Below are 13734 nucleotides of genomic sequence, written 5' to 3' on the forward strand. Positions count from 1 at the left end.
ATGACCGAGGAGACGCTCGATTCGAACCTGACGGCCGCCGCCCTGATCGCCGACGAGGCGCGTCGGGCGCCCGACAAGCCGGGCGTCTACCGCATGTATGGCGAGGACGGGTCCTGCCTCTATGTCGGCAAGGCCAAGTCGCTGAAGAAGCGCATCGTCCAGTATGCGCAGGGCCGGTTCCACACCCAGCGCATCGGCCTGATGGTGGCCCAGACCCGGTCGATGGAGCTGGTCGTCACGGCGTCGGAGACCGAGGCCCTGCTGCTCGAATCCAACTTCATCAAGAAGCTGAAGCCCCGCTTCAACGTCCTGCTGCGCGACGACAAGTCCTTCGCCGAGCTGATGATCCGCAGCGACCACCGCGCCCCCCAGGTGAGGAAACATCGCGGCGCCCACACCACCCCCGGCCACTACTTCGGCCCCTTCGCCTCGACCTGGGCGGTCAACCGCACGCTGAACACCCTGCAAAAGGCCTTCCTGCTGCGGTCCTGTTCGGACAGCGTCTACGAGACCCGCACCCGCCCCTGCATGCTGCACCAGATCAAGCGGTGCTCGGCCCCCTGCACCGGCCTGATCTCGCTTGAGGACTATGGCGAACTGGTCACCGAGGCCGAACAGTTCCTGCGCGGCAAGTCGCGCGCCGTCATCGGCCGCCTGTCGCAGGAGATGCAGGCCGCGTCGGACGACATGGACTTCGAACAGGCCGCCCGCGTTCGCGACCGCATCCGCGCCCTTTCGGCCATTTCGATGGAAAACTCCGTCAGCGCCGACAGCGTCGCCGAGGGCGACGTCTTCGCCCTGCACTCCGACGGCGGCCAGGCCTGCGTCCAGGTCTTCTTCTATCGCGCCGGCCAGAACTGGGGCGGCCGCGCCTATTTCCCGCGCGTGGACAAGACCGACACCGACCCCGAGATCCTGGCCGCCTTCCTGGGCCAGTTCTACGAGGACAAGCCGATCCCGCGCCTGATCCTGTCCAACGTCCGCCCGCACGAGCTGGAACTGCTGGAGGAGGCCTTCTCGATGAAGGCCGACCGCAAGATCGAGATTGTCCGCCCCATGCGCGGCGAGAAACTGGCCCTGGTCGACCACGCCCTGACCAACGCCCGAGAGGCCCTGGGCCGCCGCCTGGCCGAAAGCTCGGCCCAAGGGAAAATCCTGGACGAGGTCTGCGAGGCCTTCGGCCTGGAGACCCGGCCCGAGCGGATCGAGATCTACGACAATGCTCACATTCAGGGCACGAACGCGGTGGGCGGCATGGTCGTCGCCGGCCCCGACGGCTTCCAGAAATCCCAGTACCGCAAGTTCAACATCCGGGGCGAAGACCTGACCCCCGGCGACGACTACGGCATGATGCGCGAGGTCATGCGCCGCCGCTTCGCCCGCCTGGTCAAGGACGAGGAAGAGGGCGAGGACGCCGTCCGCCCCGACCTGCTGCTGATCGACGGCGGCGCGGGGCAGTTGGCCGAGGTGTTGGCGGTCCTGGCCGACCTGGGCCTGGACGACATCGCCGTGGTCGGCGTCGCCAAGGGGCCGGACCGCGATGCGGGGATGGAGAAGTTCTTCATGCCCGGCAAACCGCCCTTCATGCTGCCGCTGAAGTCGCCGGCCCTCTACTACCTGCAACGGTTGCGCGACGAGGCCCACCGTTTCGCTAACGGCGCCCACGCCAAGCGCCGCTCGATGGACATCAAGAAGAACCCGCTGGACGAGATCGAAGGCGTCGGCCCCGGCCGCAAGAAGGCCCTGCTGCACGCCTTCGGCTCCGCCAAGGGCGTCGGCCGCGCCTCGGTGTCGGACCTGGTCAAGGTGGACGGCATCAACCAACCCCTGGCCGAACGCATCCACGCCTTCTTCAGGAAGGCATGAGCCTCAGTCCATCGTCTGACGCAGGTCAGGGTCGTCGCCCAGACCGTTTTCGGCCTTCAGCCTTGCGACGCGGCCGGGATCGATCTCCGCGGCCTTTCGCCCCCCGGCCGCACGGATGGCGGCGGCCATGGCGTGGCGATTGCGCTGCTCGGCCTCGTCCAGCGGCGATGCGCCGTTCACGTAAATCGCATTGATGTCGCCTACGCCCAAGGCGATCAGGGCGGCCACCGTGCGTGGGTCCCTACAGGTCGCGGCGATACTCCAGAAGACGGGTGCAGGCGCGTCGTCAAACGCATCGACGCCATTCCAGTCCAACCCGCCCTCGGCCAGGAAACGCGCCGTAGTCGGACGGCACTGGCCGTTGAAGCCCGACCAGGCCATCACCACGCTTCCCGGTCGCTCCGCCTCCGAGAAACGGTAACCCAGAGCCACCCAGTCCGCGATCACATCGTCCCAACCGGCGGAGACGGCGTGACGCATCGGCGCGTCCAGACCCCGCGGCCCATCCGCCGCCAGGATCGCAGGGGCCGCGACCTTAAGCAGAGCGTCCAACCGTTCCGTGGGTCGGGTCGGCAGGGCCCCCGTGTCCACCTCGCCCGGGTAGTAGCTCATGTCCGCCGTATCCGCCCGTTCCATCGGAAAGACGATCAGCTTGCCGAGATGCTTGACCGGCCGACGGGTCAGCGCCGCCATCATGACGGCGTCCTGACGGTCAATGGCGGTCGAGATCGGCGCCGCCCAACTCACGCCCCGCAGCGCCTCGTCATGACCCGGTTCAGCCGCCCAGCGGTCCACTTCGTCTTTCAGAGGTCCGTTGTAAAAGCCGCCCGCCCGCACGCTGCTGCGCGGCTCCATCGGGCCGGTGTTGGGGTTGGCGTCGATCAGTATGGGCAGCCCGGCCTCGACCAGGGCGCCGACGAAGGCGGAATCCCCGGTCGCGAAGGCGACGGCCGCCAGTCCCCCCTTCTGACGCTCCTCCAGATCGGCGGCGGCGCGCATGATCTCGACAGCCGCTTCTACGTCACGGGCTTGGGCAGCGGCGACGAACCGCTCCCGCACAGCCTGGGCGTCCCGCACACAGGCGAACAGACCAGCCACGTCTCCTGCACCGGCCATCCCACGACACGTTGTCAGACGGCCGGACGACAACAGGTTCAGGTCAGCGCCGCGATCCATCAAGAAGGTCAGGGCGTCCCACTGACGGGCCTGCGCCGCCGTGGCCCAGAGTTCCGCCTCAGCCGGAGTTCGAGCCGATGTCCGGAAACTATCGGGCTGCGCCTGGGCCAGTAATGTCCAGGCGCCGACCTTCACATATCCGGCGATCAGTTGGTCCGGCATCAGATTAGGCTCTCGCCCTCGAACCGGCAGAACGCCGATGCGCTCGACCGTTTCCAGATCGCCAGCCGCCAACGCCTCGCGTAGAGCCATAGCGCCTTCATAGCCGAGGTCGCCTCCGCGTTTTCGAAAATCCTCCAGCAGGCTCCACTGTCGGTTGAGGATCAGCAGTCCTTGCCAGGTGCAGCCGCGATTTTCCTCGGGCGGCGGTCCCCACAGCTCGAACTTGCAACTATGGGTGTCCGACGGCGGATGGCCGGCCGCCGCGACGATCCGCGCCGCCAGCGCCTGCCGCCCGTTCGCCATGGCGTGCGCGGCCAGCGGCGTCTCATACTCACGTACCGTCACGTCTTGGGTTCGAGCCAGCAGCCAGTCGGCGATGGCTTCGTCGCCGTTGTAGACCGCCCACGCCAGCGGGCTGCGTTCGAATCGGTCCCGCACGGCGTAGTCTGTGCGCCCCGCCGCTTCCAGAGCTTCCAGCGTCTCCAGTCGCCGGCTGCGCGCTGCCGCTGCATAGTCGACGATCTGTCCGCTATAGGCGTCGGCGCGGCGGCGCCCCTTCACCGCGCAAATGTCCTTGTCCGCATAAGCCGGCGATTCGACCAGGGCGCGGTTGTAGCGTTCGATGAAGCGCGTGGCGGCTTCCGTATGTCGCAGCTCCGCCTCGGTCATGTAGTCGTCGTAGGCCAGCCACTTGCCCACCTGCTCCCGCCCCACAGCGTTGCGGCAATCAAGGCCCGGCAGATCCCAGGACCCGCCGCCAGGACCGAAAGCTTGCACCGCCGCCGGTCGAAAGTCTCCGGCCGCAACCGCCGCTCGTGCTTCCTCCGCCGGGTCGCGGCGCGACAGTCTGCGCGTCTTTTCCTCCAACGCTGCGCATAAGGCGTCGCCAGCCTCACACCGCATCACGATCATGCCGCCCAGGCGTGAAAGCGGCGAATCTTGCGCCTCGCTCGCGGCGGCGACCGCCGCGAGAGCCGTCCCGATCAAGACCCGCATCAATCCCCGCATGAAATCCCCCCTTTTGCCGACAATCAGTCATGGTCATGCCTGTGGCATGCAGACCGCCGAGAGTTGTGTGGCGCCGATAGACGAAACGGACGACAAAAAAGCCGTGATGATCGCACCTTTCTTGCCTCTCCAACGCCCGCTAGAGGTAGCGCCATGACCAGCCACGAAGACGAACTGACCGCCGGCTACCGCCGCTTCCGGGCCGAGCACTGGCCGACGGCCCATGCAGAATATGAGGCCTTGGCGACGAAGGGCCAAAAGCCGCACACCCTGATCGTGGCCTGCTCGGACAGCCGGGCCGATCCGGCGCTGATCTTCGACGCCAAGCCGGGCGAGCTGTTCGTCTTGCGCAACGTCGCCAATCTGGTTCCGCCCTACGAACCGGACGGCAAGCTGCACGGCGTTTCGGCGGCGCTGGAGTTCGGCGTCAAGGTGCTGGGCGTCAAGCGCATCGTGGTCATGGGCCATGCCCATTGCGGCGGGGTCAACGCCATGATCAACGGCGCGCCGGACATCGTCGCCGACTTCGTCGGCCCGTGGATCGCCCAGGGCACGCCCGTGGTCCAGCACGTCGCCGAGACCGTGGCCCACGACCAGTTGGAACGCGCGGCCGAGGAAGCCATCGTTCGCCTGTCGATCCGAAACCTGCGCACCTTCCCCTGGATCGCCGAGCGCGAAGCCAGAGGCGACCTGAAGCTCAGCGGCCTGCATTTCGGCATCTCGGAGGGCGCCTTGACCGTGATGACCGACAAGCCGCGGTTCGAACCGTTGGCTTGAATGTCAAGGTTTGATATGATTGTGGCATGGGAACCAATGTCCATCTTACCGCCGAGTTGGAGAAGTTCGCCCGAGATCGGGTGAACGCGGGCCGCTACAACAACGTCAGCGAGGTCGTCAGAGACGGGCTGCGTCTGCTGCAGGATCAAGAGATCGCGCGACGCAGCGCAGAGGCGGCGCGCCTCGAAGAAGAGCGGCGACTTCAGATCGAAAGCGAACGCCGCCAGGCCGCGCTTCGCGCCATGCTCGACCGCTGGGCGGCCCAGCCGACCATCGACATCGGCCCCTGGACCCGCGACGAGCTCTACGATTGAGGATCGCACTCGACACCAACATTCTCGTCTATGCCGAAGGCGTGAACGGGCCCGAACGCCGCGACATGGCCCGTCGCATCGTCGATCATCTTCATGTCCGGCATGAAATCGTCGTCGCCGTTCAATGCCTGGGCGAACTGCATCGCGTCCTGACTGGCAAGGCTCGAATGCCGTCTGCCTTGGCGGCGGAGATGGCGCATGGATGGCGGCGGCTGGCGAAGGTGGCCCCTAGCACGGAAGCCGTTCTCGTCGCCGCCTATGACCTGATCGATGCTCACCCGCACCAGATCTGGGACGCGATCATCCTCGCCGCCGCTGCCGAAGCCGACTGCGCCCTACTGCTTTCAGAAGACATGCAGGACGGCTTCGTCTATCGAGGCGTCACCGTCGCCAATCCGTTCGCGGAGACGCTGCACCCCCTGCTCGCGTCCCTGCTGGAGACCCCGTCATGACCACCCACCGCGCCAATCCCATCCCCAACATCCTGACCGGCCTGCGCCTTGTGGCCGGGGTGGTGATGTTCGCCATGATGGCCGGCGCGGCGCCGGGGGCGCTGGAGGCTTGGCTTTCGCCGGAAACCCAAGGTCGGTTCAGCGTCTGGGCCTTCTGGATCTTCGTCATCGCCGCCTCGACCGACTGGGTCGACGGCTTCCTGGCCAGACGCTGGAACTCCACGACGCGGTGGGGAGCCATCCTCGACCCGATCGCCGACAAGGTTCTGGTGACGGGCGCCATCCTGGGCGTTCTGGCCTCGGGCTCCCTGCCGGGCATCGCCCTGCCCTGTGGTCTGATCCTGTTTCGTGAGTTCGCCGTTTCAGCGCTGCGCGAGACCATGGCCGGGCGGATCGAGCTGCCCGTCACCCTGGCGGCCAAGTGGAAGACCACGGTGCAAATGGTCGCCCTGGCCGCCCTTCAGCTGACCCTGCTGTGGAGCGCCCTGGGCCTGCAGAATCCCGACGGCTCGCCGCTGGCCTGGCAGCCGGCGTTCGAATCCTTCGCCATCTTCCTGATCTGGTTCGCCGCCATCATCACCCTGTGGACGGGCTGGCAGTATTTCAGCGAAGCCCGTCGCCAGATGAAGGACCTCTAGGGCCGCAGCGTCAAACCGACCGGCGTGGCCTCGAAGGCCGAAAGCCGGCCCAGATAGCTCATGCCCAGCAGGGAATATTCAAGGCCCTGCTCCACGACCAGCGCCTCGACCTCGTCCACTCGCGCCCCGGCGACCGAGACCGATTTCAGCTGGACCGGCGCGGCGCGCACGACGCCCGAGGCGGTCTGGACGCGGCCGGTGAAATCCGCCGGTTCGGGATCGACGCCCAGCCGCAGGGCGTCCGCCCGCGTCAGGGCCACGACGCTGGCGCCGGTGTCCACCAGCACCCGCACCGCCCGGCCCTCGATCCTGGCCTGGGCCCAGTAGTGACCGTCCGCGCCCTTGACCACCTGGGCGTCCGTGCCTGACGCCTTGGCGGTAGAAGCCGCGACGACAGGCGTCGCCGCCTGGGCCGCCCCGTCCCCCTCAAAATGACGGATTGTCAGGGCCGTTCCGAACGACGCCATGAGGGCGACACCGAGCACGATGACGGACTGGAAATCGATACGAGCCATGTCGCCGGTCTAAGGCGCCAGCGTTTGGATGCCGTGAAACGACGTGGCTGACGAAAGCTTAAACCCCGAACCGCGCTAGCCGAGCTTGGCCGGATCGACCTGCGACCGCCGCGTCGGCAGGTCGGCCATGACCGCCGCGCGTTCGGCGTCGCTCAACGCACGCCAGCCGGCGATCTCCTTCAGGGTTCGGAAACAGCCCAGGCAAAGGCCGCTTTCGCCATCGACGGCGCAGACCATGACGCACGGCGTGGCGATGGCCTTGGGCGGTCCTGGCCTGCTCGGGGTCGGAACGCTCATTGTGACACCGAAGCGAAATACACTCCGACTCCTGACGAATAAATTTGCAATTTCACCGAACTGTCTTATATTGCCCAATGACGCGAAACGACTGACGGTGGAATCCCATTGGTACGACGCGTCTCTTTTCATCGTTCTGCGAAAGGAGACGCCAAGATGAACGATAAGGAGCGTAACCTCCAACACGCCATGATGTCCTTCGCCCTTTGGGGCGGGATGCTGGTGAACAGTCGGCATATGCCGTCGAATTCGAGCCGGGTGGTCAGCCATCCGTCGAACTTCGTACCCTATACGATCAAGAAACGCTGACGGCCCCTTTTCGGCCCGAGCCTGAAAAAGCCCCGGTCTCGGCTGGGGCTTTTGCAATTCCGGACTTGCCTGACGCGGCGTTCGCAGCCGATGACGGACGCGAACACGGAGACGACGCATGGGCCTGATCGCCGAAGACAGACGGAATGCGATCCTGATCTGGACGCTGGACCGCGAGGCCCGGCTGAACGCCCTGCCCGACCTGACGGACGGGGACGAGGTGGCCGCGGCGTGCGAGCGGGTCAACGCCGATCCGTCGATCCGCTGCGTGGTCCTGACCGGCGCCGGACGGGCGTTTTCGGCGGGCGGCGATCTGACGGCGATGCGTGACCGGCGCGACCTGTTCGAAGGGTCAGGCGCCGCCATCCGCGAACGCTATCGTCGGGTCGTCCACCGGATCGTGCGGTCGCTGTACGGGCTGGAGGTTCCGCTGATCGCCGCCGTCAACGGGCCGGCCATGGGGCTGGGCTGCGACATCGCCGGCTTGGCGGATATCCGCATCGCCTCGGATCGCGCCAGCTTCGGCGTGCCGTTCCTGAAGCTGGGCATCATTCCCGGCGACGGCGGGTCCTGGCTGCTGCCGCGCAACATCGGCTATGCCCGCGCCGCCGAGATGCTGTTCACCGCCCGCTCGATCGACGCCGCGACGGCCGCCGAATGGGGGCTGGTCAATCGCGTGGTCGCCCATGACAGTCTGATGGACGAGGCCCTGGCCACCGCCGCCCAGGTCGCGGCCCAGCCGCCCCAGGCGCTTCGCATGGCCAAGACCCTGTTGCGCCAGGGGCGCGACACGACCTTCGACCAGATGCTGGAGATGTCGGCCGCTATGCAGGCCCTGGCCCACCTGACCGAAGATCATCAGGAAGGCGTCGCCGCCGTGCTGGAAAAGCGGCCGGGCGATTTCACCGGCCGCTGATCCACTCGCGTTCTACTGGGCGCGCATCGCCTGGTTGGGACCGACACCGGTCGTAGCGACGCGCTTGGCGCCGGCGGTCTCGCCCGGCTTCATGAACTTGACCAGCACCCGCTGGCCGATCAGCAGGGGCGCATCGCCCGCCGAGGCGACCACCTCGACCACCCGCTCGTCGGTGCGCTGCGACGGATCGTCGGAGGCCAGCTTGCGGGCGCCGAACACCGCCGCGCGACGCATCACCGCGCCGATATAGACCTTGGTGGCGTCGCCCTCGGGGCTGATCTCGACGGCCTGGCCATCGGTCAGGTTGGGCAGGTCGCTCTCGACCACCTCGGCGCGGACGATGCGCGGGGCGTCGGGCTCCAGGTCGAACATGTTCGAGACGTTCAGGGTCGAGGCGCCCGCGCCGGGGTTGGCGTAGCGACGCACGATCCGGCCGTCACTGGGCGCGCGGATGATCGTCAGTTCCTGATCGTAACGCGCCTGGTTCAACTGGGCGCGGGCGGTCTGGACGGCGGCGGTCTGGGAGCCCAGGCGCGCCTGGGCGGTGGCGATCTGGTCTTCGGCCTGGTCCATCCGCTGGGCGGCGACGAAGTTGGTGGCGACCAGCCGTTGCAGACGATCGCGCTCGCGCTGGGCGGTGCGGATATCGACACGGATCTGGGCCAGCTGGCTTTCTGCCTGGGACACGGCGGCCTGGGCGCTCTGGACGGCGAGGCGGGCCTCGTCGTCCTCCTGACGGGCCAGGATCTGGCCGGCGACGACGCGGTCGCCTTCCTGCACCAGCACGTCGCGTACGATGCCGCCACGACGTGCCGCGATCTGGATGATGCCGCCCTCAACGTCCACCTTGCCGTTGGCGATGGCCGCATAGGGGCTTTCGACCTTGGTGGCCGCCGCCTTCTCCTGCTCGACCTTCTTGGTCTTGGCGGCGGACTGGAACAGCATGAAGCCGACCACCAGCACGATCACCAGCAGCAGGCCGATCCAGGTGCGTTTTTTCTTCAGAAAGCCGGGCATTGGCGTGTCGTCCTAAGAGGAAATCGTCGTGTCGGTTAGTGGGACGCCAGGATGGCGTTCGGATCGGGTATGCGGCGCTGGTCGTCCAGGATCTTGCCGTCCTCGATATGGATGACCCGATCGGCCCAGGCCTCCAGACGGGGGTCGTGGGTCACGCAGATCACGGCGGCGCCGTGTTCGGTGGCAGCGCGACGCAGCAGCTTGATCACGACCTGGCCGTTCTCGCCGTCCAGAGCCGAGGTCGGTTCGTCGGCGAACAAGATCTTGGGGTCCTTGGCCAGGGCGCGGGCGATGGCGACGCGCTGCTTCTCGCCGCCGGACAGGGCCGCTGGCCGCTGGTGCAGGCGATGGCCCAGGCCGACCTCTTCCAGCGCGGTCGTGGCGCGCTTCCTGGCCTGACCGGTCGTCAGCCCCTGAAACTTCAGCACCGTCTCGACCTGCTGCAACGCCGTCAGCGCCGGGAACAGGTTGAAGCCCTGGAAGATGAAGCCGCAGTTATCCAGCCGGAACTTGTCGATCCGACCCGAGGACAGTTTCCACAGGTCGTCGACATCCAGCACATCGACCCGCCCCTCTTCGGGTTTCAGCAGGCCGGACAGGGCGGCGATCAGCGTGGACTTGCCCGAGCCCGACGGCCCCATGACCATGGTCAGGTCGCCGTGTCTGGCGTCGAAATCGACGCCCTTCAGCACCTCGACCCAAGCCTTGCCGGACTTGAACCGCTTGACCAGGCCGTTGGCCTCGATGGCGAAGTCGCCGTGCTTGCCGTGAACCTTTGTATGAATGTTCATCGCAGCAGGTCCGCCGGTTGGCTGTTCTTGAGGATGCCCAGCGACAGCAGGCCGGACACCATGGCGATGGCGATCAGGCCGATCCCCACCACGATCAGCAGCGACAGCGGCAAGGCGATGATCACCGCCCCCATCATCGCCAGCAACGACACCAGCCAGGTCAGGACGATGGCCGCGATCACACCCACGACGCCGACCCAGAAGCTGAGTTCGACCACGATCCGGCGGAGGCTGCCCATGCTGACGCCCAAGGCCCGCAACGAGGCGAACTCCTTGATGTTGGCCATGATGGCCCCGCGCAGGGTCTGCCAGGTGATGGCCACGCCGATGATGATGCCCAGCACGACGCAGCCGCCGATGATGATGACCAGGATGCCTTCCTCGAACATGGCGCCGGCGTTGGCGTCGGCCAGTTGCTGCTTGGTCCAGGCCTTCCACTGGCCATTGCCCATGGCGTTCAGCTGAGCCACCACGATGGGCGCGCGGGCCGGATCGCGCAGCTTGACCATCAGGGGGCCGACGCGCGGGCCGGTGGACGCCTGACCCAGCATTCGCAGGGTGTCACGCGACATGACCACGCCTGGCTGCATCATGTTGGGATAGCCGCGCGTGATGCCGACGACGGTGACCGTCTGACCGTTATACAGCGCCTTGTCGCCCAGCTTGACGCCCAGGGTCGTCAGCGCCGTCTCGTCCACCGCCACCGTGTAGGGTTGGCGAAGCGCATCGACCAGTTCCTGGGAATAGTCGGTCGGGATCGTCACCGAACCTGGCCGGGTGTCGATGATGCTGGCCTGAACGAACTTCTGGCGCGGCGCGCCCTGGTTGGCGTTGTCGGCCTGGCTCTTGGTCGGATCGACGTTCTTGATGTTCTGGAAAGTGCCGCCGTCGCCGTCCAGCGGCATGACCTCGACCACTTCGGGATGGTTGTAGGCCAGCGGGATGAAACGACGCGGCACGCCCGACGGTCCGCCGATCAGGCTCTTGGCGCCGGGTTGCATGATGAAGACGTCGGCGTTCGACCGTTCGATGGTCGCGGTGAACCCCTTGCCGATGCCGATGAAGACACCCGTCATCGCCAGGACCAGCAGACCCGACAGGGCCAGGGCCATGACCGCCGCCATATAGCGGCGCCACTCGAACAGCAGTGTTGAAAGCGCAAGCGACATCGTCGTCGATAAACCCCCGGTACGTCCGCCTATCTGAGCGTGAGCCGCCTCACCGCCAAGTTAAATCGGGGTAAGGGTTCCATCTTGCAGACATTGCGGGTTCGAAATCAGGGGATTAAGGGCGGTGCAGCCTCTTGGCGCCGGCCCTCTATCGGCGTTAGTTACAACATAACAGATGGGACAGGCCGTCCCACGCTCCGGGAAACACGCCTCAATGTCCTTGCCCTCTCTTCGCCTCACCGCCTCGCTGATCGCTTTGGGCGCCGCGACCGCCGTCCTGTCGGCCCCCGCCACCTCCGCCCGCGCCGACGAGGGCATGTGGACCTTCGACAACTTCCCCATCGCGACGGTGAACGAGAAATACGGCACCAACATCGACCAGGCCTGGCTGGACCGCGTGCGCAACGCCGCCGTCCGTCTGCAGGGCTGCTCGGCCTCGCTGGTGTCGAACGAAGGCCTGGTGCTGACCAACCACCACTGCGTCGTGTCCTGCATCCAGGACCTGTCCACGGCCGAGAACGACTACGTCAAGAACGGCTGGATGCCCGCGACCCGCGAGGAAGAAAAGAAGTGCCCCGGCCAGACGGCCGAGATCCTGACGGACATCGTCGATGTGACCGACCGTGTAACCGGCGCCGGCGCCGGGCTTGAGGGCGCCGCCTTCGTCCAGGCCCGCGCCGCCGAGATCGACAAGATCCAGAAGGAGACCTGCGGCGACGATCAGAAGCTGACCTGCCAGGTCATCAGCTTCTACCGCGGCGGCCAGTACAAGCTGTACAAGTTCCGCAAATATGACGACGTGCGCCTGGTCTTCGCGCCCGAGTTCCAGGCGGCCTTCTTCGGCGGCGACCCGGACAACTTCAACTTCCCGCGCTACGCCCTGGATGCCGGCTTCCTGCGCATCTACGAGGACGGCAAGCCGGTCGCCACGCCGAACCACCTGACCTGGAACGCCAATGCGCCCAAGGAAGGCGACGTCACCTTCGTCGCCGGCAACCCCGGCTCGACCCAGCGCCTGCTGACCATGGCCCAGCTGGAGGTCCTGCGCGATCAGCAGATGCCGCTGACCCTGATCCAGTCGTCGGAACTGCGCGGGCGCCTGCTCGAATATTCGACCACCGGCGAAGAGGCCAAGCGCGTCACCGTCGATCCGCTGTTCGGCCTGGAGAACAGCTTCAAGGTCTTCTACGGCCAGCAGGGCGCCCTGACCGATCCGGCCTTCATGGCCACCAAGCGTTCGGAAGAACAGGAACTGCGCCAGCGCGTCGCCGCCGACCCGGCCCTGGCCCAGCGCATCGGCGACCCGTGGGCCGATCTGGAGCGCGTCTCGACCGCCCAGCGCGACCTGTATCTGCCCTACCGCCAGCTGGAATCGGCGGCGGGCCAGCGGTCGTCGCTCTACAGCTACGCCAAGGCCATCGTCCGCGCGTCCAAGGAACGCGCCAAGCCCGTCGCCGAACGTCGCGCCGGTTATTCGGACGCCGACATCGCGTCACTGGGCCGCCGCCTGGCGACCGAGACGCCGATCTCGACCGATCTGGAGAAGATCTTCGTCGATTTCTGGCTGTCCAAGACCCGCGAATATCTGACCGTGGACAACGCCAACGTGAAGGCTCTGCTGGGCAAGGAAAGCCCCGAACAGGTCGCCGAGCGCCTGATCGACGGCACGCGCCTGGCCGATCCGGCCTTCCGCGCCCAGGCCCTGGCCATGACGCCGGAGCAGTTGGCCGCCTCGGGCGATCCGCTGATCGCCTTCGTCCTGGCCAATGACGACGCGGCCCAGGCCGTGCGCACCCAGTGGGAATCGGCCGTGTCCGGCCCGACCAGCCGCGCCGGCGAGAAGATCGCCCAGGCCCGGTTCGCGGTTTACGGCACCAACCTGTATCCCGACGCGACCTTCAGCCTGCGCCTGTCCTATGGTCAGGTGAAGGGCTGGACCTATCGCGGCGTGACGGTGACGCCCTTCACCGAGATCGGCGGCCTGTACGAGCGCAACACCGGCGCCGAGCCGTTCAATGCGGCCGAGGACTGGATGGCGGCCGAGGACAAGGTCAACAAGTCGACCGTCTATGACTTCGTCTCGACCAACGACATCATCGGCGGCAACTCGGGCTCGCCCGTGATCAACGCCAAGGGTGAAGTCATCGGCGCCGCCTTCGACGGCAACATCCACTCGCTGGGCGGCAGCTTCGGCTACGATCCCGAACTGAATCGCACGGTGACGGTCTCGACCGCCGCCATCACCGAGGCCCTGCGCAACGTCTACAACCAGCCGCGCCTGCTGCGCGAACTGGGCGTGGCTCGCTGATCAAAGCCCTTCTCCCCTC

The 13734-nt window shown here is 66.7% G+C and carries 14 protein-coding genes; 8 read left to right on the top strand and 6 right to left on the bottom strand.

Translation table 11 applies throughout. The annotated features are described in order from the left end of the window. Positions 1-1866, top strand: a complete 1866-nt coding sequence (gene uvrC / locus ACP7BH_RS07135; RefSeq protein WP_425982607.1) for an excinuclease ABC subunit UvrC — start codon at positions 1-3, stop codon at positions 1864-1866. A 3-nt stretch (positions 1867-1869) separates the two neighbouring features. On the opposite strand, the gene ACP7BH_RS07140 is transcribed toward uvrC, so the two are convergent. Further along, positions 1870-4212 carry a hypothetical protein gene (locus ACP7BH_RS07140; RefSeq protein WP_425982606.1) on the bottom strand — a complete coding sequence of 781 codons (2343 nt, stop codon included), beginning with the start codon at positions 4210-4212 and terminating at the stop codon, positions 1870-1872. A 153-nt stretch (positions 4213-4365) separates the two neighbouring features. Here ACP7BH_RS07140 and ACP7BH_RS07145 point away from each other — a divergent pair, with 153 nt between their 5' ends. From ACP7BH_RS07145 to pgsA, 4 genes are read left to right on the top strand one after another with little or no spacing between them, the layout of a single operon-like run. Then, on the top strand, positions 4366-4989 hold the full coding sequence (locus tag ACP7BH_RS07145) for a carbonic anhydrase (protein ID WP_425982604.1): 624 nt from the start codon (positions 4366-4368) through the stop codon (positions 4987-4989). A gap of 26 nt (positions 4990-5015) precedes the next feature. Further along, positions 5016-5303 carry a type II toxin-antitoxin system ParD family antitoxin gene (locus tag ACP7BH_RS07150; RefSeq protein ID WP_425982601.1) on the top strand — a complete coding sequence of 96 codons (288 nt, stop codon included), beginning with the start codon at positions 5016-5018 and terminating at the stop codon, positions 5301-5303. Continuing rightward, positions 5300-5755, top strand: coding sequence for a PIN domain-containing protein (locus tag ACP7BH_RS07155; RefSeq protein ID WP_425982598.1), 456 nt, complete (start codon positions 5300-5302; stop codon positions 5753-5755). Before ACP7BH_RS07150 ends, ACP7BH_RS07155 begins: the two co-directional genes overlap by 4 nt. Next, positions 5752-6393, top strand: coding sequence for a CDP-diacylglycerol--glycerol-3-phosphate 3-phosphatidyltransferase (gene pgsA, locus ACP7BH_RS07160; RefSeq protein WP_425982596.1), 642 nt, complete (start codon positions 5752-5754; stop codon positions 6391-6393). Before ACP7BH_RS07155 ends, pgsA begins: the two co-directional genes overlap by 4 nt. Here the strand turns inward: pgsA and ACP7BH_RS07165 are convergent. Together ACP7BH_RS07165 and ACP7BH_RS07170 are read right to left on the bottom strand one after the other, a co-directional pair. Further along, positions 6390-6908, bottom strand: coding sequence for a retropepsin-like aspartic protease family protein (locus ACP7BH_RS07165; protein ID WP_425982594.1), 519 nt, complete (start codon positions 6906-6908; stop codon positions 6390-6392). The two genes, pgsA and ACP7BH_RS07165, sit on opposite strands and share 4 nt — an antisense overlap. A gap of 75 nt (positions 6909-6983) precedes the next feature. Continuing rightward, positions 6984-7205 (bottom strand): DUF1289 domain-containing protein, encoded by a 222-nt coding sequence (locus ACP7BH_RS07170; protein WP_425982592.1) that lies wholly within the window; start codon positions 7203-7205, stop codon positions 6984-6986. Positions 7206-7361: 156 nt separating this feature from the next. Between ACP7BH_RS07170 and ACP7BH_RS07175 the strand changes: the two genes are divergently transcribed. Beyond that, positions 7362-7514, top strand: a complete 153-nt coding sequence (locus ACP7BH_RS07175) for a hypothetical protein (RefSeq protein WP_167762455.1) — start codon at positions 7362-7364, stop codon at positions 7512-7514. Positions 7515-7632: 118 nt separating this feature from the next. Then, complete coding sequence (locus ACP7BH_RS07180) at positions 7633-8430, top strand: crotonase/enoyl-CoA hydratase family protein (RefSeq protein WP_425982590.1); 798 nt, start codon at positions 7633-7635, stop codon at positions 8428-8430. Positions 8431-8442: 12 nt separating this feature from the next. On the opposite strand, the gene ACP7BH_RS07185 is transcribed toward ACP7BH_RS07180, so the two are convergent. From ACP7BH_RS07185 to ACP7BH_RS07195, 3 genes are read right to left on the bottom strand one after another with little or no spacing between them, the layout of a single operon-like run. After that, positions 8443-9447, bottom strand: coding sequence for an HlyD family secretion protein (locus ACP7BH_RS07185; protein ID WP_135193421.1), 1005 nt, complete (start codon positions 9445-9447; stop codon positions 8443-8445). A 35-nt stretch (positions 9448-9482) separates the two neighbouring features. After that, positions 9483-10238 carry an ABC transporter ATP-binding protein gene (locus tag ACP7BH_RS07190; protein WP_135193422.1) on the bottom strand — a complete coding sequence of 252 codons (756 nt, stop codon included), beginning with the start codon at positions 10236-10238 and terminating at the stop codon, positions 9483-9485. Further along, a complete protein-coding gene (locus ACP7BH_RS07195) occupies positions 10235-11407 on the bottom strand; it encodes an ABC transporter permease (RefSeq protein ID WP_425982587.1) in 1173 nt (390 codons plus the stop codon). The genes ACP7BH_RS07190 and ACP7BH_RS07195 overlap by 4 nt, the downstream gene beginning before the upstream one ends. A gap of 214 nt (positions 11408-11621) precedes the next feature. On the opposite strand from ACP7BH_RS07195, the gene ACP7BH_RS07200 reads away from it, so the two are divergent. Continuing rightward, positions 11622-13715, top strand: a complete 2094-nt coding sequence (locus tag ACP7BH_RS07200; RefSeq protein ID WP_425982585.1) for a S46 family peptidase — start codon at positions 11622-11624, stop codon at positions 13713-13715. Positions 13716-13734 lie beyond the last annotated feature (19 nt).

The organism is Brevundimonas sp. TWP2-1 (genome assembly GCF_049897645.1).
In the GTDB taxonomy this organism is placed as follows: domain Bacteria; phylum Pseudomonadota; class Alphaproteobacteria; order Caulobacterales; family Caulobacteraceae; genus Brevundimonas.